Raw genomic sequence first — 21,510 nt, forward strand, 5'->3', positions numbered from 1 at the left:
GCGGGTTTGCGAATAAGGGAATGGACGTGCAGCGAGTGCGGAACGACACATGATCGGGACGTAAACGCGGCCAAAAACATTCTCGCGGCGGGGCATCGCCGTCTGGCAGCAGGAATCCCCGTCCTTTAGGGCGGGGAGGATGTCAACTGCTCTACAGCACGCTGCTGCTGCTGGTGCTGAGCTCGCTCTACGAGTTCAACCTGCGCTACTGGGGCCCGCGCCAGCGCCAGGCGCAGTGGAGCGCGGGGCTGGTCTTTGGCCTGATCTGCGTGGTGGGCATCTCGCTGCCGGTCTCGCCGGTGGAGGGCGTGCTGCAGTCCGGCCGCCACGACGCCGCCTTCTACCAGGCCCTGTGGCACAGCCTGCACACCCAGGACCGCTGGAGTGGCGAGCTGTGGAACCGGCGCAAGAACGGCGAGGTGTTCCCGGTGCTCAGCACCATCACCGCCGTGCGCGACGCCCACGGCCACGTCACGCACTACGTGGCCGCCATGAACGACATCACCGAACGCCAGCGCCAGGACGAGGAAATCCGCCACCTGGCCTTCTACGACCAGCTCACCGCCGTGCCCAACCGGCGCCTGCTGCTCGAGCGCCTGCAGCAGGCGCTGGCACGCGCGCGACGCCAGCCGCACGGGGGCGCGCTCATGTTCATCGACCTCGACGACTTCAAGCGCGTCAACGACGTGCTGGGCCACCAGGCGGGCGATGTGCTGCTGCAACAGGTGGCCAGCCGCCTGAGCCGCCTGGTGCGCGACAGCGACACCGTGGCCCGCCAGGGCGGCGACGAATTCGTGGTGCTGCTGGAGCAGCTCCACCCCGGCACCGCGCACCAAGAAGCGGCCCAGGTGGCCGACAAGATCCTGCACGCCCTCTCGCAGCCCTACGACCTCAACGGCGAGGTGGGCCACGTGGGCGCCAGCATCGGCGTGGCACTGTTCAATGGCGCCAGCGCGGATACCGACCCCGCCAGCGCCACCGACCGCCTCATGCGCCGCGCCGACCAGGCCATGTACGCCGCCAAGCAGGCGGGCAAGAACAGCGTCGTGTTTGCCAGCGCGCCCGCAGCAGCGCCCGGCGGCGCTACACCACCTGGCCCAGCTTGAAGATCGGCAGGTACATCGCCACCACAATGCCGCCAATCACGCTGCCCAGAAACACGATGATGATGGGCTCGAGCAGGCTGGAGAGTCCCGCCACCATATCGTCCACCTCCTGTTCGTAGAAGTCGGCCGCCTTGCCCAGCATGTGGTCGATCGAGCCCGCTTCCTCGCCAATGGCGCACATCTGCAGCACCATCGACGGAAACAGGTTGGCGTTGGTCATGGCTATCGTCAGGCTGGTGCCGGTCGATACCTCCTGCTGGATCTTCTCGGTCGCGTCGGCGTACAGCGTGTTGCCCGAGGCCCCGCCCACCGAATCCAGCGCCTCCACCAGTGGCACCCCGGCAGCAAACATGGTGGCCAGCGTGCGCGTCCAGCGCGCCACGGTCGATTTCTCGACCAGCGTGCCAAACACCGGGATTTTGAGCAGCACGCGGTCCATCACGCGCTGCACCGCCACGCTGCGCTGCCAGGCCTGGAAGAAGAAATACAGCCCGCCCCCGATCACGCCAAACAGCAGCCACCAGTACGCCACAAAAAACTCGCTTAGCGCGATCACGAACAGCGTGGGCGCGGGCAAGTCGGCGCCAAAGGACGAAAACACCTCCTTGAACGCCGGAATCACGAAAATCATGATCACCGTCACCACAATGAACGCCACCACCACCACCGCCGTGGGGTACATCAGCGCCGACTTGACCTTGCTCTTGATGGCCTCGGTCTTTTCCATGTAAGTGGCCAGGCGGTCGAGCAAATCCTCCAGAATCCCGGCCGCTTCGCCCGCTTCCACCAGGTTGCAGTACAGCGCGTTGAAGTACAGCGGGTGCTTGCGAAATGCCGTGCTCAGCGAGGTGCCGGTCTCCACGTCCGAGCGCACCTCGTTGAGCAGGCGCGCCACGCTGGGGTTGGGGTTGCCCCGGCCCACAATGTCAAACGCCTGCAGCAGCGGCACGCCCGCCTTCATCATGGTGGCCAGCTGGCGCGTGAAGATCGCAATGTCCTTGGGCCGGATCTTCTTGCCCGACAGCATGCGCCGCTTCCTGATCTTGAGCGGCGTGATGCCCTGGCGGCGCAGCGTCACGCCCACCACGTTCTCGCTCACGGCCCGGGTCTCGCCGCGCACGGTCTTGCCCTTGCGGTCCTTGCCCTCCCACTCGAACACCAGCTCCTTGACGTTGTTTTTGCTTGCGGTGGCCATAAGAATCCTGTGTTTCAGTCGTTGGTGCAGGCCAGCACCTCTTCGAGCGAGGTGATACCCAGTTTCACTTTGCGCAGCCCCGATTCACGCAGCGTCGGCACTCCCTCCAGGCGCGCCTGGGTGGCAATCTCCTGCGCACTGCCCCCGCGCAGGATGATGCCCTGCATCGCGTCGCTGATGGGCATGACCTGGTAGATGCCGATGCGGCCCTTGTAGCCATTGTTGCAGGCGTTGCAGCCCACGGCGCGGTAGGGCTGCCAGCTGCCGTCCAGCTCTGTGCTGCGGTAGCCCGCTTTCAGCAAGGCCTGCTCGGGGTATTCTGCCGCCGTCTTGCACTGCTTGCACAGCCGCCGCACCAGGCGCTGCGCCGTGATCAGGTTCACGCTCGACGCAATGTTGAACGGCGCCACCCCCATGTTGAGCAGGCGGCTCAGCGTGGAGGGCGCGTCGTTGGTGTGCAGCGTCGAGAGCACCATGTGCCCCGTCTGCGCCGCCTTGATGGCGATGTCGGCGGTCTCCAGGTCGCGGATCTCGCCCACCATGATGATGTCGGGGTCTTGCCGCAAAAACGAGCGCAGCGCCGACGCAAATGTCAGCCCGGCCTTCTCGTTCACGTTGACCTGGTTCACGCCCGGCAGGTTGATTTCCGAGGGATCCTCGGCGGTGCAGATGTTGACGCCCGGCTGGTTCAGCAGGTTCAAAAACGTGTACAGCGACACCGTCTTGCCCGAGCCGGTCGGGCCCGTCACCAGCACCATGCCGTAGGGCCGCATGATGGCTTGCAGCAACTTTTCCTGCTCGTCGGGCGCGTAGCCCAGCGCCTCGATGCCCATCTGCGCGCTGCTGGGATCCAGGATCCGTATCACGATCTTCTCGCCAAACAACGTCGGCAGCGTGCTGATGCGAAAGTCGATCACCTTCTCCGGCCCCACCTTGAGCTTCATGCGCCCGTCCTGCGGCAGGCGCCGCTCGGCAATGTCGAGCTTGGAGATGATCTTGATGCGCGAGGCCAGTTTCTCTTTCACCGCAATCGGCGGGCTGGCCACCTCGCGCAACTCGCCGTCGATGCGAAAGCGCACCCGGTACGTGTGTTCGTACGGTTCAAAGTGCAAATCCGAAGCCCGCATCGCGTACGCATCGAGCAGCATTTTTTGCAGAAAGCGCACGATGGGCGCATCCTCCACCTCGGGCGCCACCTTCTCGGCGGGCTCCGCAGGGCCCAGCTCGATGCTGCCTTCCTCGAACACGAACTCGCCGCCCACGATGTGGTCCAGCGTCTCGCTGGCTGTCTTGGCGCGCGTTTCCACGCAGCGCATCAGCTTGTCGTACTCCACCACCACCCAGTCCACGTTGCACTGGGTGGCGAACTTGATCTTTTCCGCCGCCTGCTGGTCGGACGGGTCGGCGGTGGCCACCGTGAGGCGGTTGCCGCGCCGCGCCAGCGGCACCAGCTGCTGCAGATCCACCGCGTCCAGATCCAGCAGTGGCGAAGCAAACGCTTGCGCCATGGTGTGCGCCAGTTCGGTGGCCGACACCGCGCCGCTGTCAATCAGCTCCACCATGAAGCTGCTGCGCTGGCTTTGCGCCTTGGCGTACAGGGTCTCGGCGGCCTTGGGGTCGAGCGTGCCGACCTGGATCAGCGCCTTGGCCAGCCCCGGCAGCGCCATGCTGGCCAGGTTCAGGTCGTCCTCAGCCATGCGGGCGCGGCCTGTGCAGCACGGCCCACGCTGGCCCCGGCACCAAACCCGCCACGGTGTCCGGGAGGTGGGGCATCGTGTATATTCCGTCCAAAATTTACATCGTTGTGGAAAGTTTGTGGGATTTTAGATGCACCACAGGCTGGAGAAAAAAATCATGGATCTGCGCAAACTCAAAACCCTGATCGACCTGGTGTCGGAATCGAACGTGTCCGAACTCGAGATCACCGAGGCCGAAGGCAAGGTGCGTATCGTCAAGGCCAGCGCCCAGGCCTACGCCGTGCCCGCACCGGTCGCGCCCGCCGTGGCCGTGTTGCCTGCCGAGCCCGCCCCCGCCGCTGCAGTGGCCGCCGCGCCCGCACCCGCCGCGCCGGTGGTGGAGGCGCCCAAGGGCCACATCCTCAAGTCGCCCATGGTCGGCACCTTCTACCGCGCCTCCAGCCCCGGCGCCAAGCCGTTTGTCGAAATCGGCCAGGGCATCAAGGAAGGCGACGCCATCTGCATCGTCGAGGCCATGAAGATCCTCAACGAGATCGAGGCCGACAAGTCCGGCATCGTCACCCAGGTGCTGGTGGAAAACGGCGCGGCGGTCGAGTACGGCCAGCCCCTGTTCGTGATCGAATAAACCGGCGCCTGTCCCACCCATGTTCAAGAAAATCCTGATCGCCAACCGGGGCGAAATTGCCTTGCGCGTGCAACGCGCCTGCCGCGAAATGGGCATCAAGGCCGTGATGGTGTACTCCGAGGCCGACCGCGAGGCCAAGTACGTCAAGCTCGCCGACGAGGCGGTGTGCATCGGCCCGGCCGCGTCCAACCTGAGCTACCTCAACATGCCGGCCATCATCTCGGCGGCCGAGGTCACCGATGCCGAGGCCATCCACCCCGGCTACGGCTTCCTGAGCGAGAACGCCGACTTTGCCGAGCGCGTCGAGCGCAGTGGTTTCAAGTTCATTGGCCCCTCGCCCGAGTCCATCCGCATGATGGGCGACAAGGTGTCGGCCAAGCAGGCCATGATCCGCGCCGGCGTGCCGTGCGTGCCCGGTTCTGAAGGCGCCTTGCCCGACGATCCGGTCGTCGTCAAGCGCATTGCCAAGAGCATCGGCTACCCGGTCATCATCAAGGCCGCAGGTGGCGGCGGTGGCCGTGGCATGCGCGTGGTGCACACCGAAGCGGCGCTGCTGCACGCGGTGCAGACCACCAAGGCCGAGGCCGGGGCCGCGTTCGGCAACCCCGAGGTCTACATGGAGAAGTTTCTCCAGAACCCGCGCCACATCGAGATCCAGGTGCTGGCCGACCAGCACCGCAACGCCGTGTACCTGCACGAGCGCGACTGCTCCATGCAGCGCCGCCACCAGAAGGTGATCGAGGAAGCGCCCGCGCCGGGCATTCCGCGCCGCCTGATCGAGCGCATTGGCGCGCGCTGCGCCGAGGCCTGCAAGAAGATCGGCTACCGGGGCGCGGGCACGTTCGAGTTCCTGTTCGAGAACAACGAGTTCTACTTCATCGAGATGAACACCCGCGTGCAGGTCGAGCACCCAGTGACCGAGATGATCACCGGCATCGACATCGTGCGCAGCCAGATTTTGGTGGCCGCAGGCGAGAAGCTGCCTTTCACCCAGCGCCAGGTGCAGCTCAACGGCCACGCCATCGAATGCCGCATCAACGCCGAAGACCCGTACAAGTTCACGCCGTCGCCGGGGCGCATCACCGCCTGGCACGCGCCGGGTGGGCCGGGGGTGCGCGTCGATTCGCACGCCTACGCCAACTACATGGTGCCGCCCAACTACGACTCCATGATCGGCAAGGTCATCGTCCACGCCGACACGCGCGAGCAGGCGCTGGCGCGCATGCGCTCGGCGCTGTCCGAGGTGGTGATCGAAGGCATCAAGACCAACGTGCCGCTGCACCGCGAGCTGATGGTCGATGCCAGCTTCGTCGCCGGGGGCACCAACATCCACTACCTGGAAGACTGGCTCTCCAAGCGTGAACGTTAACCGGTTGTCAACCCAAAGGCCTGCCCATGTTTGAACTCGTGTTGTTGGCGCCGGAAGAGCGCGTCGAAGACCTCAGCGACGCGCTGGAGGCGCTCGACGCCCTGAGCGTGTCGGTGGAAGACGCCGACGCCCAGACCCCCGCCGAGCAGGCCCTGTTTGGCGAGCCCGGCATGCCCGCGCCCAAGCCGGGCTGGCAGCGTTCGCGCGTGGTGGCGCTGTTCCCCGACGAAGCCCCGGCCCGCGAGGCCGCCGACCTGCTGGCGCTGCAAGACTTCTTTGCCGGTTGCGAGACCGTGGGCGTGCGCCCGGTGGCCGACCAAGACTGGGTGCGCCTGACGCAATCGCAATTTGCCCCGGTTGAGATCACCCCCACGTTCTGGATCGTGCCGAGCTGGCACGAGCCGCCCGCCGCCGCCCAGCAGATCATCCGCCTCGACCCCGGCCTGGCCTTTGGCACCGGCACCCACCCCACCACCCGCATGTGCTTGCGCTGGATCGCGCAGCGTGACCTCAGCGGCCAGCGCGTGCTGGACTACGGCTGTGGCTCCGGCATCCTGGCCATCGGCGCGGCCAAGTTTGGCGCGTCCGAGATCGTGGCGGTCGACATTGACCCGGCGGCGGTGGAATCCACCCACATCAACGCCGCCAACAACCACGTCACGCTGCAGGCCGGCTTGCCCGACCTGGTGCAGGGCAGCTTCAACGTGGTGCTGGCCAACATCCTGGCCACGCCGCTCAAGGTGCTGGCGCCGCTGCTGTGCAGCCACGTGGCCGCCGGTGGCCAGCTGGTGCTGGCGGGCATCCTGGAGCGCCAGGCCGAGGAATTGCAGGAAGCCTACGCGCCGTACCTCGCGCTCAACGTGGCCGACACCGAAGACGGCTGGATCCTGATGACCGCCGCGCGCTGAGCGCATGAGCACCCGCGTCGTCCGCTGCCCCGCCTGCCAGACCGCGTTCAAGGTCACGCCGGAACAACTGGCCGTGGCCAACGGCATGGTGCGCTGCGGGCACTGCCAGCAGGTGTTTGACGCCGGTGGCACCGGGCCGGGCACAGCGCCCGACGGTGCGCCCACCGCTTCAGCGGCCAAGCCCGTACCGGCCTCGGCGCCCAGCGCACCTGCCACCCAGGTGCTGTCCTTCCTGCGCGACAACACCCCGTCCGCCACCGCGCTGGACGCCTGGCTGCGCCGGCCCCGCGTGCAACTGGGCCTCAAGGTGGCGTTGGGCGTGCTGGTGCTGGCACTGGGCTTGCAATGGCTGCTCTACGCCCGCGACCGCCTGGCCGCCAACGACCCATCGTGGCAACCCGTGCTCAATGGCCTGTGCGCGCCCTTTGGTTGCGAAGTGGCGCCGCTGCGCGAGCTGCAGGCGCTGCGCATCGAAAGCACCGTGCTGCAACGTCGTGTGCCCGACCAGTTCGTGTTCGAGCTGGTGCTGAAAAACACCGCCCCGCGCGCCTTGGCCACGCCCGCCGTCGAACTGAGCCTCACCGATGCCAGCGGCCAGTTGCTGGTGCGCCGCGTGCTGTTGCCCAGCGACTGGCAGACGCCCGCTGCGCCCGCCTTGCCCGCCGGTGCCGAATCCCCGCTGCAGGTGGCGTGGACCCTGCCTCCAGCCACCGCACAGGCCATGAGCAACTACCGCGCCCTGCTGTTCTACCCCTAACCCGCCCAAAACCCCCCTGATACCATGTCCATCTATATCTGCGGCTCGCTGGCCTTCGACACCATCATGACCTTCGAGGGCCGCTTTGCCGAGCAAATTCTGCCCGACCAGCTGCATATCCTCAACGTCTCCTTTTTGGTGCCCGGCCTGCGGCGCGAGTACGGTGGCTGCGCCGGCAACATCGCCTACGGCCTGCGCCAGCTGGGCGCCAGCGCGCACCCGGTGGCCATGCTGGGCAACGACGGCCAGGACTACCTGGCCCGCCTGCAGGCGCTGGGGGTGGACACGCAACAGGTGCTGCTGGCACCCGACCACTACACCGCGCAGGCCATGATCATGACCGACCGCGACAACAACCAGATCACCGCCTTCCACCCCGGCGCGATGGCGCAGGCGCACCTCAACTCCATCCAGGCCGACGGGGCGGGGCCACACATCGGCATCATCTCGCCCGACGGGCGCGACGCCATGCTGCAGCACGCCGAGCAGTTCCACGCCGCAGGCATCCCGTTCGTGTTCGATCCGGGCCAGGGCCTGCCCATGTTCAACGGCGACGAGCTGCTGCGCTTTGTCGAGCTGGCCGACTGGGCCGCATTGAACGACTACGAAGCCCGCATGCTGAGCGACCGCACCGGGCTGGACTACGCCGCCTTGTCGCAGCGCCTGCGCGGGCTGGTCATCACGCTGGCCGACCAGGGCTGCGAGGTGTGGGAAAACGGCCAGCGCACCCACGTGCCGGGCGTGACCGCCAGCGCGGTGGTCGATCCGACCGGCTGCGGCGACGCCTTCCGCGCCGCTCTGCTGTTCGGGCTGATGCAGGGCTGGCCACTGCAACGCTGCGTAGCACTGGGCAACCGCATGGGGGCGGCCAAGATCGCCTGCCGGGGTGGCCAGAACTACCAGCTGGACGCCAGCGCGCTGCTGGCCGAAGTGGGCGCCAGCGCGGCCTGACGCAGCTTCAGCTCAAGGCTTGGGGCCGGTGGGGAAGGGCCACGCCGCCTTGGGCGTAATCTGCGTCTTCACGCTGGAGTCCGTGGGTAGCATGGCCGCCAGCTTGTCGCTGGCCGACACCGCCTTCTTGCGGGCCGGGGCCTTGGGCTTGGTGATGGGAGCAGCGCTGTCGGCCACCACCACAGCAGCGGCCTTGGTGCTGCTGCGCGGGGCACGGGGCTTGCTGGCAGCGGGTGGGGTAGTGGTGGGGGAGGCTTTGCGGGTCGTGGTCATGGCGTGTGTTGGCGGTTCCGGAATGTGTCAAGTATGCCGCACCTGCACCGCAAGCGGGCAGCGTCGGGGTGGGGCGGCCCGTAAAAAAAGGCCTCGTGCCGAGGCCTTTTCCGTTCAGTCCCAGGACAGTGCGCCGCCCGACTGGTATTCGATCACGCGCGTCTCGAAGAAGTTGCGCTCCTTTTTCAGGTCGATCATCTCGCTCATCCACGGGAACGGATTTTCCTCGTTCGGGAACAGCGGCTCCAGCCCGATCTGTGTGGCGCGCCGGTTCGCGATGTAGCGCAGGTAGCCCTTGAACATGCTGGCGTTCAAGCCCAGCACGCCGCGCGGCATGGTGTCCTCGGCGTAGCGGTACTCCAGATCCACGGCCTTCAGGAACAGGCCCTTGATCTCGTCCTTGAACTCCGCTGTCCACAGGTGCGGGTTTTCCAGCTTAAGTTGGTTGATGAGGTCGATGCCAAAATTGCAGTGCATCGATTCATCGCGCAGGATGTACTGGTACTGCTCGGCAGCTCCGGTCATTTTGTTTTGGCGGCCCAGCGCCAGGATCTGCGTGAAGCCGACGTAGAAGAACAGCCCTTCCATCAGACACGCAAACACGATCAGGCTTTTGAGCAGCGTCTGGTCGGTCTCGGGCGTGCCGGTCTTGAAAGCCGGATCCATGATCGCCTCGATGAACGGGATCAGGAACTCGTCCTTGTCGCGGATGGACTTGACCTCGTTGTAGGCGTTAAAAATCTCGCTTTCGTCCAGCCCCAGGCTTTCCACGATGTACTGGTAGGCGTGGGTGTGGATGGCTTCCTCGAACGCCTGGCGCAGCAGGAACTGGCGGCATTCCGGCGCCGTGATGTGGCGGTAGGTGCCCAGCACAATGTTGTTGGCGGCCAGCGAGTCGGCGGTCACAAAAAAGCCCAGATTGCGCTTGATGATGCGGCGCTCGTCCTCGGTCAGGCCGTTGGGGTCTTTCCAGAGCGCGATGTCGCGCGTCATGTTCACCTCCTGCGGCATCCAGTGGTTGGCGCAGGTGGCCAGGTACTTCTCCCACGCCCACTTGTACTTGAACGGCACCAACTGGTTCACGTCGGTTTGGCCGTTGATGATGCGCTTGTCGGCCGCGTTGACGCGGTGCTGCGTCAGCGTGGCGGGTTCCAGCGGGGTCTGGGTCTGGGTATCGTCGTCAAAGGTCAACATTGTTTTTTCCTTCGCTAGGCTGGTACAGAATGCTTACTGGCAGGCTTCGCAGCCCGGGTCGTCAATGGCGCAGAACTTCACGTCGGTGGCGGGCACCTCGGCGGGCACGCTGGGCGCCACTGTGGCCGGAGCCTGCGCGGCGGTGGGCACGGCGTTGAGCTGGCCCACACGGCCGGTGGATTTCTCGATCTGCGTGGCGCTGGTGGTGCGCAGGTAGTAGGTGGTTTTCAGGCCCCGCACCCACGCCAGCTTGTAGGTCTCGTCGAGCTTCTTGCCCGATGCGCCGGCCATGTAGATGTTGAGGCTTTGTGCCTGGTCGATCCACTTCTGGCGCCGGGCGGCGGCTTCCACCAGCCAGTGCGTGTCAATCTCGAACGCGGTGGCGTACAGCGCCTTCACGTCCTGCGGCACGCGGTCGATGGCGCGCAACGAACCGTCAAAGTGCTTCAGATCCATCACCATCACTTCGTCCCACAGGCCCAGGCGCTTGAGGTCGCGCACCAGGTAACCGTTGATGATGGTGAACTCGCCCGACAGGTTGGACTTGACCGACAGGTTGCCAAACGACGGCTCGATCGACGCATCCACCCCGATGATGTTGGAGATGGTGGCGGTGGGCGCAATGGCCACGCAGTTGGAGTTGCGCATGCCATCGCGGGCAATCTTGGCGCGCAGCGCGTCCCAGTCCAGCGTGCTGGAGCGGTCCACGTCCACATAACCACCACGTTGGCGCGCCAGCAAGTCCAGCGTGTCGGGCGGCAGAATCCCTTGGCTCCACAGCGAGCCGTCGTAGGTGGAGTAGCGGCCGCGCTCGGCGGCCAGTTCGGTGCTGGCCCAGTAGGCGTGGTAGCAGATGGCCTCCATGCTGCGGTCGGCAAACGCTACCGCCGCGTCCGAGGCGTAAGGCACGCGCAACTGGTACAGCGCGTCCTGGAAGCCCATCAGACCCAGGCCCACCGGGCGGTGCTTGAGGTTGGACTCGCGCGCCTTCTTGACCGCGTAGTAGTTGATGTCGATCACGTTGTCCAGCATGCGCATGGCCACCTTGATGGTCTTTTGCAGTTTGGCGTGGTCCAGTTCCTTGCCGTTGGGGCCATCCTTCAAGTGCTGCGCCAGATTGACCGAGCCGAGGTTGCACACGGCGGTCTCGGTGTCGCTGGTGTTCAAGGTAATTTCGGTGTTCTTGGTGATCAGGCCGTTGACCGTCCAGGCGTGGGTGTCCGAATCCACCGACAGGCAATAGGCGTCCTCGTTGGGCAAAGGTGTCAGCCCGGTAAAGGTGGCGTACAGCTTTTGCGCGTAGCCCGGCTTGTGCAAGTTGGCCAGGTAACGCTGGGCGGCTTCCGAACCCCGGTGTGCCGCCAGACCGGTGACGGCTTCAGCGATGCGGCAACCTTGGATGGAGGTGATCAGCAAGCGGTACAGCGGCTTGCTCCAGTAGGCTTTCTTGCCACCTTGGCCGTCGGGCAGCAGGTGCTCCTCATGGCCACGCATCTGGTTGATCGAGGACTTGACCCCAAAGTTGGCCCACAGAATTTGCAGCTCCTGAATCAGCTGCAAATCGACCGAGGCCAGCGCCAGCGTCGTTACATCGTCGCTGCTGACGATGTTGCCATCGGCCAGATACAAGCCCTTGAGGTAGGCGGCCACCGTCTCGCGGTCGCCTTGCCACACCAGTTCCGGCACACGGGTTTTGGTGTCTTCGGTAAAACCATGTTCGGCCAGCAAGCGGCGCAACGGGGCCGATGACAGACGGGCCTTGCCCACCTTGGGGTCGATGCGGAACACCGGTGTGTTCACCGAGGTGGTGCGCAGCACCGCGTTGCCGTCCAGCAGCTCATGCACCACTTGGGTGGTGGGTTCGAGCAAGTCGAAATCCTTTTCCCAGATGTCGATGAAAACGCTGTGGTCGCCAAAGGTGCCATCGCCCGCAATCAGGCCCATCAGGTAGCTCAACTCGGGTGCGCGACGCTGGCCCCACAACCCTTCCAGTTGCTGGATCAGCAAATGGTCGCCCGCCACCAGATGCTGGGCTTCTACCCAACCACGGTCTTTGACCCAGACTTTGTGGTCCGGTGTGACCTTGTGCTGGTAGCCCTCTTGGGTTTCGATGCGCACGATGGGCGCATCGGGCCGGGGCAGGAGCATCTCGGAAGCGTCATAGACACCGTCCAGCCCCACCACCTTGTTCTTGCCGCCTTGGCGGAACAGCTCGCCCACCGTGACCAAGCCCCGGTCGGTCACGACGCGCTGGTCGGCGGTCATGCAGCACAGGTTGGACGAATGCACCACACCGGCGTGTTGTTGCGGGCTGCGGATGTTGCACGGATCCTTGAAGGTGATCCAGGGATGGCCGGTCTCGAACAGCATGGTCAGCATCTTGCGCCACAGGTCGGTGGCGGCCACCTTCTTGTACGGCTTGAGCTCACCGCGCGCGGCTTGTGCCTCATAAGCCAGATAGGCTTGCTCGAACTCTGTGCCGTACTTGTCGTGCAGGTCGGGCACGTTGTTGGGGCTGAACAAGCTCCACTCGCCACGTTCCATCACACGCTTCATGAACAGGTCGGGAATCCAGTTGGCCGTGTTCATGTCGTGGGTGCGGCGGCGGTCGTCGCCCGTGTTCTTGCGCAGCTCCAGGAATTCCTCAATGTCCAGGTGCCAGGTTTCGAGGTAGGTACACACCGCGCCCTTGCGCTTGCCGCCGTTGTGCGCCAGTCCGGCCACGGTCTGGTACGACTCGTCCACGTCCACCTTCAAGTCCACCACCAGCGGCTTGGGGGTTATGGGGCGCACCGCACGCACGCGCGAGAACACCACGCCATCGCGCACCAGCCAGTTGCGCTTGCCCACCGCCTGGCAGCCCAGGCGCTCGGCCAAGGCCGCAATGGCGGGGATGCGCAGATCAATGCTGGTGCCGGTGTGGTTGAACGCCACGCTGGAGCCGTCGGAACGCTGCCCGGTGTGCTGGTGCAGGCGGGTGCCCTTCTGGCCCGCTACCGGCACGCCCAGGCGCAGCATCTGGTAGCGCACGCCGTGCGCCAAGGCTTCGGAGCTGGAGGTGAAGGTCAGTTCCTTGCCACGCGAGACGCAGCCGTCGGTTTCCAGCAACCCTTGCACCAGCGCCAGCGTTTGCGGCTGCGGCAGGTGGCTCAGGCGCGGCGCAATGCGCTTGTTGTGCGCGTCGTCGTACAAATCGTCGTAACCAAAGGGCAGGGTGGGCGCACCCGCGCCGGTGATGCGGCCCGTGGTGCCATCGCGCAACGCGCCCCGGCCAGCAGCCCAGTGGATTTGCACGTAGGTGGTGCCACGGCCCGTTTCCCAGCTGTGGATGCCGCGCGCTTGCAGGTAGCTGCGCACAAAGGCCAGGTGGGTGTCGGCCTGCGGGTTGCCCGACACGCCCCATTGCATGCCATCTTTGGACAAATGGCCATCGCCCAGCAAGATGCCGTACAGGCGCGCGTCGTCTTCTGTGAAGCCGGGCACTGCCACCACCTCGGTCGGGATGGCAAAGCCGATGTAGTCGCCCGCTTGCAGGTGGCCGGATTCGACCCACTGCGGCACGATCTTGCCCTTGTCCAGCCAGGCCTCGGTGCGGGCGTTGGCTTGCCCCACGGGCACGCCCTGGATGGCCCAGAACGGGTGCGCGTCGGTGACTTCCAGCGGCTCGATGCTGTGCTTCACGTCCAGCGCCACCATCGCCTCGTGCTGGTTGTACACCATGCGTTCGGTCACGGTGCGGTATTGGCCGCTGTGGCCCAGCACCAAGTCGCCGGGGCGGATGTCGCGGATGGGACGCAGGCCCTGCGGGGTGTACACGCCCGTGTCGGGGGCAAAGCACTGGTTCACGGCCACGGCGGTGTCGTTCACCACCTTGAGGAACGGCACAACACCTTGCGATTCACCATTGGTGCCCTTGATGTGGCTGCCCAAGGCGCGCACGCGCGTCCAGTCGTTGCCCAGGCCGCCGGCAAACTTGCTCAGCAGCGCGTTTTCCTTGATGGATTCGTAGATGCCGTCCAGGTCATCGGGCACGGTGGTGAGGTAGCAGCTCGACAATTGCGAGCGCAGCGTGCCGCTGTTGAACAGCGTGGGCGTGCTGCTCATGAAGTCGAAGCTGGACAGCACTTCGTAGAACTCGATGGCACGCGCTTCGCGGTCTTGTTCCTGCAGCGCCAGGCCCATGGCCACGCGCATGAAGAAAGCCTGCGGCAGCTCGATGCGCTGCTTGCGCACGTGCAGGAAGTAGCGGTCGTACAGGGTTTGCAGGCCCAGGTAGTCGAATTGCAGGTCGCGCTCGGCCTTGAGCGCCGCACCCAGGCGGGCTAGGTCGTAGTTCAGCAGCTCGGGGTTGAGCAACTCGTTGTCCACGCCTTTCTGGATGAAGGCGGGGAAGTAGTCGGCGTAGCACGCGCCCATGTCGGCCTGCACCACCTCGTGGCCCACCACTTCCTTGAAGATGGTGTGCAGCAGCAGGCGCGCGGTGGCGTAGGTGTAGTCGGGGTCGGTCTCGATCTTGGTGCGCGCGGCCAGGATGGCGGCCTTGTACACCTCTTCCAGCGGCACGCCGTCGTACAGGTTGCGCAGGGTCTCGGCCACGATGGGCTCGGCCTGCACGTCGGCGCTCAGGCCGGCGCAGGCGGCGGTGATCACGGTTTGCAGGCGGGCCACGTCCAGCACGGTGCGCTGGCCGTTGTCCAGCACGTGCAGGGTGGGGTGGGCCGGGGCAGCGGCCTGGGCCTTGTGCGCGGCGCGCTCCTGGGCGTGGCGTTCGCGGTACAGCACGTAGGCACGCGCCACCTCGTGGTGGCCACCGCGCATCAGCACCAGTTCCACTTGGTCTTGCACGTCCTCGATGTGGAAGGTGCCGCCCATCGGGCGCGAGCGCACCAGACCGCGCACCACGGCTTGGGTGAGCTGCTCCACCGTCTCGCGCACGCTGACCGAGGCCGAGCCCTGTGCGCCATGCACCGCCAGAAAGGCCTTCATCAGCGCGATGGCGATTTTGTTGGGCTCGAACGCCACCACGGCGCCGTTGCGGCGCGCGATCTGGTAGTGACTGAGCGCCTCGTCGGTGGCCGTGCTGGCTGGGGATTGGGCAACAGTCGGGGTAGCAAACGCTTGGGTTGGCATAGTCGGGATGTAGGGTGCGGCGGAAAAAAGCACCGTACCTTGCGCAGGCGCAAGACAGGTGCGTCGGGTGGGGCCCACAGCGAACACTGGGGCCCAGATTAGGCAATGCTTTTCACTACCTATGGTGTGTGGTGTGGCGTTTGGCCACTACCGATAGTGTAACGGAGCCGGGTGGCCAGTTGGGCTGGCCCGCCAAAAAAACCCCGTTGGTGGGCGCCGATGGTACACCGACTGCGCCGCGCTGGCATCAGCCCCAGGCAAAAAACCCGGCGGGCCAGCCCAGCTCGCGCTGCAGTTGCGCCCAGTCAAAACCGGGGCCGGGGTCTTGCTTGCGCCCGGGCGCAATGTGCTCGTGTCCGGCCACGTGGGCGATGGGGTAACGCTGTGCCAGGGCGTGGCACAAGGTGGCCAGCGTGGCGTACTGGGCGGGCTCGAAGGTGTCGCCTTCCAGCCCTTCGAGTTCGATGCCGATGGAGTCGTCGTTGCAGTTGCTGCGGCCGCGCCAGCAGGATTGGCCCGCGTGCCAGGCCCGGTCCTGGCACGACACGAACTGCACCAGCTCGCCCGTGCGCCGCACGAAGAAGTGCGCCGACACCTGCAGCCCGCGCAGGGCGTCAAAGTAGGGGTGCGCGCCGCAGTCCAGCGTGTTGGTGAAGAGCTGTTCCACCTGCGGGCCGCCGTACTGCCCCGGTGGCAGGCTGATGGAGTGCAGCACCAGCAAATCGATGTGGGCATGTGCCGGGCGCGGGCCAAAGTTGGGCGACGGCACCGCGCGCGCGTGCCGGTGCCAGCCATCGGGGCCGATGAGGGGAGTAGCGGGCATATGGGCCAACTCCGGGGCGCTCAAGACGCGGCAGAGGGCGGCGGCGTGCCTTCGGCCAGCTGCCGGTGCGCGGTGCCGCAGTACCAGCCGAGATGACCGCGCACGGCGTCGGGCTGTGGCAGGTGGATGCCACAGTGCTGGCAGCGCACCATGTGCTGCGGGTCGGCGGGCGGGGCCGCCTGTTGCGTGGCGCCCAGGTTGGGTGGCGGGGCGGCGGCGGGGGGCGGACGCTGGTCGCGCATGGCCTGGCGGCGCTGGTGGCGCCACAGCGCGTAGGCCGCCCACAGCACCAGCAGTAAAAGCACATATTTCATTCAAATATCTTTTTAAAAGCAATTCAGACGCTGCGGTGCAGCACCACTTCCAGCACAAAGCGCGAGCCCACGTAGCCCAGCAGCAGCAGGGCGGCGGCGGCGTAGAGCATGTGCGCCGCACGGCGGCCACGCCAGCCCCAGCGCCAGCGGCCCAGCAGCAGCGCGCCCAGCAGCAGCCACGACAGCAGCGTGAACAGCGTCTTGTGGCTCCACAGCCAGCCCTCGGGGTGCAGCTGGCCCACAAACCACCAGCCCGCCAGCAGCGTGCAGGTGAGCAGCACAAACGCCGCGTTGACCAGCTTGAAGGTCAGGCGCTCCAGCGCCAGCAGCGGCAGGTCGTGCGAATCGGGCAGGCCCAGGCGCATGGTGCGCTCGGCGCGCTGCATCAGCCAGGCGTGCAGCAACGCGGCGGCCAGCAAGCCGTACGAGGCCACGCCCAGCGCGCCGTGCAGCGGCAACCACGCCGAGCGCAGCATGGGGTACGACGCGCCCGGAAACAGCCACGCCAGCAGCACCGCCGCCGCGCCCAGCCCCCCCAGTTGCCAGCCCGGTTGCAGGCGCGGGTAGAGCCGCAGCTCCAGCGCGTACACCGTCAGCACCAGCCAGGCGGTGACCGACAGCGCCGGGGCAAAGCCAAAACGCAGCGGCTGCTGTGCCAGCGCACTGCCCAGTGCCAGCGTGTGCAGCAGCCACACGCCCGCCAACACCCAGCGTGCCGGGCCAGCACCGGGGGCGCGCTGCAGGCAGCAACGCATCCACCACACATAGCCCAACGCCGCCGCCACCGAGGGCGCGCTATTCCACCAATGGCTCGCAGCTAAAATCATGGGCACAGTTTAACGGCCCTGCCGGGTGGTTGACTGTCTTTTTGTTTTCGCACTTTTGCAATCTGCCGCCAGCGGGCACGCGCCCGGCGCCGCGCGGCGCACCGAGCACACCCATGGCCTCAGCCCTTACCGAAAAACTGTCCCGGCTCGTCAAGGAGATGCGTGGCCAGGCCCGCATCACCGAGAGCAACGTCACCGACATGCTGCGCGAGGTGCGGCTGGCCCTGCTGGAGGCCGACGTGGCGCTGCCCGTGGTGCGCGAGTTCATTGCCCGCGTCAAGGACAAGGCGCTGGGGCAGGAGGTGGTGGGTTCCCTCACGCCGGGGCAGGCGTTGGTGGGCATCATCCAGCGCGAACTGGCCGCCACCATGGGCGAGGGTGTGAGCGACATCAACTTGGCCCAGCAACCGCCCGCCATCATTTTGATGGCCGGTTTGCAAGGGGCGGGCAAGACCACCACCACCGCCAAACTGGCCAAGCTGCTGGTGGAAAAGCGCAAGAAGAAGGTGCTCACCGTCTCGGGCGACGTGTACCGCCCGGCGGCCATTGAACAGCTCAAAACCGTGACCAAACAGGCTGGGGCCGAATGGTTTCCCAGCTCGCCCGACCAGAAGCCGCTGGACATTGCCCACGCTGCGCTCGATTACGCCAAAAAACACCACTTTGACGTGCTGCTGGTTGATACCGCAGGCCGCCTGGCCATCGACGAAGCCCTGATGGCCGAAATCAAGGCCTTGCACGCGGCGCTCAACCCGGTGGAAACCCTGTTTGTGGTGGATGCCATGCAGGGGCAAGATGCGATCAACACCGCCAAGGCTTTCAAAGAGGCGCTGCCGCTGACCGGCATTGTGCTGACCAAGTTGGACGGCGACTCGCGTGGTGGTGCCGCGCTGTCGGTGCGTACCGTGACGGGTGCGCCCATCAAGTTTGCCGGTGTCAGCGAGAAGATTGACGGGCTGGAGGTGTTTGATGCCGAACGCCACGCGGGCCGCATCCTGGGCATGGGCGATATTTTGGCACTGGTGGAACAAGTCACCGCTGGCGTGGACATGGCGCAGGCCGAAAAACTGGCGGCCAAGGTCAAGAGCGGTGAAGGTTTTGACTTGGAAGACTTTCTTGACCAGATCCGCCAGATGAAAAAAATGGGGGGTTTGGGCAGCCTGATGGACAAGTTGCCGACCCAAATGGCCGCCAAGGCCACCGAAGCCGACCTCAGCCGCGCCGAAAAAGACATCAAGCGCAAAGAAGGCATCATTTGCAGCATGACCCCCCACGAGCGTCGCAAGCCCGAACTCATCAAGGCCACTCGCAAGCGCCGCATTGCCGCCGGTGCCGGGGTGCATGTGCAAGAGGTCAACCGCTTGCTCAAAGAATTTGAGCAGATGCAGGCTGTGATGAAAAAAATGAAGGGCGGTGGCCTGATGAAGATGATGAAAAAACTGGGTGGCATGAAAGGCATGGGCCTGCCCAAGTTCCCCGGCATGTGACCCCCGCCGCCGCCCTGCGCCCATGACCGCCATTGAAATCGGCCTGGCCTTGCCCGCCTTGATGCTGGCGCTGATGCTGCGCCCGTGGCGCATGTTTGCCGGGCCGGGGGCCACGCTGCTCAGCCCCACGGCGGCGGCGCTGGCGCTGCTGCCCTGGCTGTGGCTGCTGCCCCACCAGTTGCCACAGGGGCTGCAGTTGCAGTTTTCCGGGGCCAGTTTGTTGGTGCTGATGCTGGGTTGGCCCTTGGCGGTGTTAGTGCTGGCGCTGGTGGCCGTGGCGGTGTGGGCCATCGGCCCATCCGACGCGGTGGCGGTGCTGTCGCAATGGGTGTGGATTGGGCTGGTGCCCGCCACGCTGGCGCTGTTGTTGGGCGCGGCCATGCGGCGCTGGTTGCCGCCACACCTGTTCATCTACACCCTGGGCCGGGGTTTTTTGGGGACGGCGCTGGTGGTGTTTGGCTCGGGCGTGCTGTACGAGAACCTGCACGACCTGCTGGGCGGTGTCACCTTGCACGATGCGCTGGTGGCGCGCTGGCTTATGGCCTGGGGCGATGCGTTTTTGACCGGCATCATCACCGCCGTGTTTGTGGCCTTTGCCCCGCAGTGGCTGGCCACGTGGTCGGATGCGCGCTATTTGGTCAAGCCGCCTGCAAAATGAACATGTTGCCAGATACGCCCAATCCACCCGAAGCCACTGCGCCACCGCAGGAGTCGTTGCCAGACTTTGTACGCCGTTCCCCATTGTGGGGAGCCGACGATGTGTTGCTGGAGCGCGATGCCAGCACTTGGCGCGAGGTGCCGAGCCTGTGGAGCGAGGATGCCTCCGACTAAAAAAACCGGCGCAGGTTCCCTTGCAAAGTGGGGTAAGAGTGGCAGAATGGCACCATCAACCCGCGCACTGTGCGCCGGGCATTTTCAACTCTAGGAGTTTGTTCCATGAACACATTCAAGCAAAAAGCCCAGCGCGGCTTCACCCTGATCGAACTGATGATCGTGGTGGCGATTATTGGTATTTTGGCGGCGGTGGCGTTGCCGGCTTATCAGAATTACGTAAAAAAATCGGCAGATAACGCCTGTTTAGCTGAAGCTTCATCTTTTGTCAAATCGTATGCTTCATGGCATACAGCTCAGATGGCTGATGCGGATAAGCCTGCATTGACAACAGGAGCAGGCAAATCTTGCACTGCGAGTACAGTTGGAACGCCGCCTGCTCAAACTGCTGCATTGACTGGGACATTTACCGCCGGTACCTCGCGTGGGTCAACTACGACTGCTGTTTCCTGCAATTGGGCAACGGCATCCTGTTCTATTCCTAGCTAATAAATATTGCGATATTCTTAGTGGTATGCCATCTGGTTTGTTTGACATTTTTAATCAAATTTGGTTAGAGTTTTTGGTGTTAACATGAATTTTTTGGTGGTGTATTTGCTTTGAAATTGTTGTTTGTAAATAAGGCCTCGATTGAGGCCTTATTTAATGCCTGATGTCATCCAATATCTAGGATATCCTCCTGAAAAGTTGGTTGTGCTTATTTGGGTTGAATTTTTATCTGTTGCGTATAATATAAAAATATAAAATATAAAATATAAAATATAAAATATTTTTAATTTTATATTTTTCGTTTCGTAATAAATAAAACTATAAAAATTTGAGGCAATGTTCTTGCCAATGAATATCGATAATAATATTTGAGAATAAGGCGTCACAAGAACACCATCAACCATAGATTGAATAAGTCCACCAAATAATCCAAAAATTAATCCAAATTTAATAAAAAATTTATTACTTTCTTTGTATTGATATATTTCTTGAAAACTTTGATATATAAAATAAAATAAAATAATAATTAGAGTTATTGCTGCCAAAATCCCCCATTCAGCTGCGACTTGTAAAAATGCTTGGTGTGGATGAGCTGCAACCTTGTTGGGTATGTCTGCAAAGCCCATCGGCCCAATGCCTAACCAAGGGTTCTGTCGTATGGCGTCCAGCGCCAAGCCCCAAATGACCTCTCGACTACTGAGTCCTGTCAGGCTTTCAACACTGGTTCTTAGTCCTTTGGCCCCTCCAGGCAAAAACTCCATCAGGGCTGGGGCCAACAGTAGCCCTCCCATTACGCAAGCCACCATCCAAAGCGCAATCCGCCGTAAGTTCGGCCCCCCAAACGCAAACACTACAGAAGTGATTGCCCATGCTGCCAAGGTGCCCCGCGTGCCTGCAATCACCACCATGCAAACGCCACTCAGCACCACCCAGGTGTCCAGCGCGCGCAAGGAGTTGGAGTAACGGGTTGGTTCGCCCCATGTTGCCACCAGCAAAACCGGCAAGGCCATTGTAAAAAATTGGCCCTGAAACCGGACATTGGAAAACCCATCAATCAGCATCCAGGGGTGAAAGTACAAGTCTGGATGCGACAAGGCGGCCAAGTAGGTCAGCCAAAACTGTAGCACCAGCCCGTAGCACGTCAACCGCAACGCCAGCAGAAAGCAAAACCGGGTTTCGGTTGGCCAGCGCGAGTGCAGTGTGGCGATAAAGGTTGTCAGTCCTATGGAGCACACCAGCAAGCCTACCTCGGTGAATCCTGCCACTTTGTTGGCCGACAGCGCCGAAGACAGCATCCCCAGTGCAATCACCGCAGCCCATGCCCAGCCCCACTTGCCGAAAAAGATATAAGGCCCTCGGTACAACAAGAAAAATACCCCAACCAGAAAAAATATGAATATCTGCCCTATTCTGTGCTGGTCGTACCACGATATTTCATAAAAACGCACCAGCGGCAACAGTGCCGTCAACCCCAGCACTGCCACCAGCATGCCGAGCGACAGGTTTTTTTCATTAAAAAAGTTCATCACGCACG

19 protein-coding genes and 3 pseudogenes are annotated in these 21,510 nt (G+C 63.9%); 11 read left to right on the top strand and 11 right to left on the bottom strand.

Translation table 11 applies throughout. The features are described from left to right. Window positions 1-6 precede the first annotated feature (6 nt). Window positions 7-129 (top strand): zinc ribbon domain-containing protein, encoded by a 123-nt coding sequence (locus tag CON76_RS05025; RefSeq protein ID WP_420812910.1) that lies wholly within the window; start codon window positions 7-9, stop codon window positions 127-129. A gap of 44 nt (window positions 130-173) precedes the next feature. Next, window positions 174-1,106, top strand: a complete 933-nt coding sequence (locus CON76_RS05030) for a GGDEF domain-containing protein (RefSeq protein WP_101102277.1) — start codon at window positions 174-176, stop codon at window positions 1,104-1,106. On the opposite strand, the gene CON76_RS05035 is transcribed toward CON76_RS05030, so the two are convergent. After that, on the bottom strand, window positions 1,084-2,301 hold the full coding sequence (locus CON76_RS05035) for a type II secretion system F family protein (protein WP_101102279.1): 1,218 nt from the start codon (window positions 2,299-2,301) through the stop codon (window positions 1,084-1,086). The genes CON76_RS05030 and CON76_RS05035 overlap by 23 nt on opposite strands. Before the next feature lie 14 nt (window positions 2,302-2,315). Continuing rightward, window positions 2,316-3,998 (bottom strand): type IV-A pilus assembly ATPase PilB, encoded by a 1,683-nt coding sequence (gene pilB, locus CON76_RS05040; protein WP_240592771.1) that lies wholly within the window; start codon window positions 3,996-3,998, stop codon window positions 2,316-2,318. A gap of 157 nt (window positions 3,999-4,155) precedes the next feature. Between pilB and accB the strand changes: the two genes are divergently transcribed. The 5 genes from accB to CON76_RS05065 are packed head-to-tail and all read left to right on the top strand — an operon-like array spanning window position 4,156 to window position 8,608. Beyond that, on the top strand, window positions 4,156-4,623 hold the full coding sequence (accB, locus tag CON76_RS05045) for an acetyl-CoA carboxylase biotin carboxyl carrier protein (RefSeq protein ID WP_101102333.1): 468 nt from the start codon (window positions 4,156-4,158) through the stop codon (window positions 4,621-4,623). Window positions 4,624-4,642: 19 nt separating this feature from the next. Continuing rightward, window positions 4,643-5,992, top strand: coding sequence for an acetyl-CoA carboxylase biotin carboxylase subunit (accC, locus tag CON76_RS05050; RefSeq protein WP_101102280.1), 1,350 nt, complete (start codon window positions 4,643-4,645; stop codon window positions 5,990-5,992). A gap of 26 nt (window positions 5,993-6,018) precedes the next feature. Further along, window positions 6,019-6,900 (top strand): 50S ribosomal protein L11 methyltransferase, encoded by an 882-nt coding sequence (prmA, locus tag CON76_RS05055; RefSeq protein ID WP_101102282.1) that lies wholly within the window; start codon window positions 6,019-6,021, stop codon window positions 6,898-6,900. 4 nt (window positions 6,901-6,904) lie between these two features. Beyond that, complete coding sequence (locus CON76_RS05060) at window positions 6,905-7,657, top strand: DUF3426 domain-containing protein (protein ID WP_101102284.1); 753 nt, start codon at window positions 6,905-6,907, stop codon at window positions 7,655-7,657. A gap of 24 nt (window positions 7,658-7,681) precedes the next feature. Beyond that, window positions 7,682-8,608 (top strand): carbohydrate kinase family protein, encoded by a 927-nt coding sequence (locus CON76_RS05065; protein WP_101102286.1) that lies wholly within the window; start codon window positions 7,682-7,684, stop codon window positions 8,606-8,608. Between the two features lie 12 nt (window positions 8,609-8,620). Here the strand turns inward: CON76_RS05065 and CON76_RS05070 are convergent, their stop codons facing one another. The 8 genes and pseudogenes from CON76_RS05070 to ccsA form a co-directional block, all read right to left on the bottom strand. Beyond that, window positions 8,621-8,881 (bottom strand): hypothetical protein, encoded by a 261-nt coding sequence (locus tag CON76_RS05070; RefSeq protein WP_101102288.1) that lies wholly within the window; start codon window positions 8,879-8,881, stop codon window positions 8,621-8,623. A 114-nt stretch (window positions 8,882-8,995) separates the two neighbouring features. Then, the gene (locus CON76_RS05075; RefSeq protein WP_101102290.1) at window positions 8,996-10,075 is read right to left on the bottom strand and encodes a ribonucleotide-diphosphate reductase subunit beta; all 1,080 of its coding nucleotides are present in this window, start codon (window positions 10,073-10,075) and stop codon (window positions 8,996-8,998) included. Window positions 10,076-10,108: 33 nt separating this feature from the next. Next, window positions 10,109-13,093: an LAGLIDADG family homing endonuclease gene (locus CON76_RS13750; protein WP_338063677.1), complete on the bottom strand. Its 2,985-nt coding sequence runs from the start codon at window positions 13,091-13,093 to the stop codon at window positions 10,109-10,111. Next, window positions 13,067-13,795, bottom strand: a pseudogene (locus CON76_RS13755) (LAGLIDADG family homing endonuclease); the annotation flags it as partial. The pseudogene CON76_RS13755 and the gene CON76_RS13750, both read right to left, overlap by 27 nt. A gap of 117 nt (window positions 13,796-13,912) precedes the next feature. Then, window positions 13,913-15,205: pseudogene (locus CON76_RS13760) on the bottom strand (ribonucleotide reductase N-terminal alpha domain-containing protein); the annotation flags it as partial. 247 nt (window positions 15,206-15,452) lie between these two features. After that, complete coding sequence (gene ampD / locus CON76_RS05100) at window positions 15,453-16,028, bottom strand: 1,6-anhydro-N-acetylmuramyl-L-alanine amidase AmpD (RefSeq protein WP_101102292.1); 576 nt, start codon at window positions 16,026-16,028, stop codon at window positions 15,453-15,455. A gap of 20 nt (window positions 16,029-16,048) precedes the next feature. Continuing rightward, complete coding sequence (locus CON76_RS05105) at window positions 16,049-16,342, bottom strand: PP0621 family protein (protein ID WP_101102294.1); 294 nt, start codon at window positions 16,340-16,342, stop codon at window positions 16,049-16,051. A 23-nt stretch (window positions 16,343-16,365) separates the two neighbouring features. After that, window positions 16,366-17,169 (bottom strand): cytochrome c biogenesis protein CcsA, encoded by an 804-nt coding sequence (ccsA, locus tag CON76_RS05110; protein ID WP_101102296.1) that lies wholly within the window; start codon window positions 17,167-17,169, stop codon window positions 16,366-16,368. A 113-nt stretch (window positions 17,170-17,282) separates the two neighbouring features. Between ccsA and ffh the strand changes: the two genes are divergently transcribed. The 4 genes and pseudogenes from ffh to CON76_RS13825 all read left to right on the top strand — a co-directional run. Continuing rightward, window positions 17,283-18,656 (top strand): signal recognition particle protein, encoded by a 1,374-nt coding sequence (ffh, locus tag CON76_RS05115; protein ID WP_101102334.1) that lies wholly within the window; start codon window positions 17,283-17,285, stop codon window positions 18,654-18,656. Window positions 18,657-18,678: 22 nt separating this feature from the next. Continuing rightward, entirely contained in the window at window positions 18,679-19,314 is a 636-nt protein-coding gene (locus CON76_RS05120; RefSeq protein WP_101102298.1) for a hypothetical protein, read from the top strand. After that, window positions 19,311-19,487, top strand: a complete 177-nt coding sequence (locus CON76_RS13055; protein ID WP_169928986.1) for a hypothetical protein — start codon at window positions 19,311-19,313, stop codon at window positions 19,485-19,487. The genes CON76_RS05120 and CON76_RS13055 overlap by 4 nt, the downstream gene beginning before the upstream one ends. A gap of 105 nt (window positions 19,488-19,592) precedes the next feature. Beyond that, a pseudogene (locus tag CON76_RS13825) lies at window positions 19,593-19,707 on the top strand (pilin); the annotation flags it as partial. Window positions 19,708-20,125: 418 nt separating this feature from the next. On the opposite strand, the gene CON76_RS05130 reads toward CON76_RS13825, so the two are convergent. Further along, window positions 20,126-21,502 carry an O-antigen ligase family protein gene (locus CON76_RS05130; protein WP_101102302.1) on the bottom strand — a complete coding sequence of 459 codons (1,377 nt, stop codon included), beginning with the start codon at window positions 21,500-21,502 and terminating at the stop codon, window positions 20,126-20,128. Window positions 21,503-21,510 lie beyond the last annotated feature (8 nt).

This window comes from Macromonas bipunctata, from assembly GCF_002837135.1.
GTDB lineage: Bacteria > Pseudomonadota > Gammaproteobacteria > Burkholderiales > Burkholderiaceae_C > Macromonas_A > Macromonas_A bipunctata.

Coding starts and splice junctions, on each gene's coding strand:
- CON76_RS13055 (WP_169928986.1), top strand. CDS start 19,311: ATGAACATGTTGCCAGATACGCCCAATCCACCCGAAGCCACTGCGCCA.
- CON76_RS05060 (WP_101102284.1), top strand. CDS start 6,905: ATGAGCACCCGCGTCGTCCGCTGCCCCGCCTGCCAGACCGCGTTCAAG.
- prmA (WP_101102282.1), top strand. CDS start 6,019: ATGTTTGAACTCGTGTTGTTGGCGCCGGAAGAGCGCGTCGAAGACCTC.
- CON76_RS05075 (WP_101102290.1), bottom strand. CDS start 10,075: ATGTTGACCTTTGACGACGATACCCAGACCCAGACCCCGCTGGAACCC.
- CON76_RS05130 (WP_101102302.1), bottom strand. CDS start 21,502: ATGAACTTTTTTAATGAAAAAAACCTGTCGCTCGGCATGCTGGTGGCA.
- accC (WP_101102280.1), top strand. CDS start 4,643: ATGTTCAAGAAAATCCTGATCGCCAACCGGGGCGAAATTGCCTTGCGC.
- pilB (WP_240592771.1), bottom strand. CDS start 3,998: ATGGCTGAGGACGACCTGAACCTGGCCAGCATGGCGCTGCCGGGGCTG.
- accB (WP_101102333.1), top strand. CDS start 4,156: ATGGATCTGCGCAAACTCAAAACCCTGATCGACCTGGTGTCGGAATCG.
- ccsA (WP_101102296.1), bottom strand. CDS start 17,169: ATGATTTTAGCTGCGAGCCATTGGTGGAATAGCGCGCCCTCGGTGGCG.
- CON76_RS05105 (WP_101102294.1), bottom strand. CDS start 16,342: ATGAAATATGTGCTTTTACTGCTGGTGCTGTGGGCGGCCTACGCGCTG.
- ampD (WP_101102292.1), bottom strand. CDS start 16,028: ATGCCCGCTACTCCCCTCATCGGCCCCGATGGCTGGCACCGGCACGCG.
- CON76_RS05070 (WP_101102288.1), bottom strand. CDS start 8,881: ATGACCACGACCCGCAAAGCCTCCCCCACCACTACCCCACCCGCTGCC.
- ffh (WP_101102334.1), top strand. CDS start 17,283: ATGGCCTCAGCCCTTACCGAAAAACTGTCCCGGCTCGTCAAGGAGATG.
- CON76_RS05035 (WP_101102279.1), bottom strand. CDS start 2,301: ATGGCCACCGCAAGCAAAAACAACGTCAAGGAGCTGGTGTTCGAGTGG.
- CON76_RS13750 (WP_338063677.1), bottom strand. CDS start 13,093: ATGCTGCGCCTGGGCGTGCCGGTAGCGGGCCAGAAGGGCACCCGCCTG.
- CON76_RS05120 (WP_101102298.1), top strand. CDS start 18,679: ATGACCGCCATTGAAATCGGCCTGGCCTTGCCCGCCTTGATGCTGGCG.
- CON76_RS05065 (WP_101102286.1), top strand. CDS start 7,682: ATGTCCATCTATATCTGCGGCTCGCTGGCCTTCGACACCATCATGACC.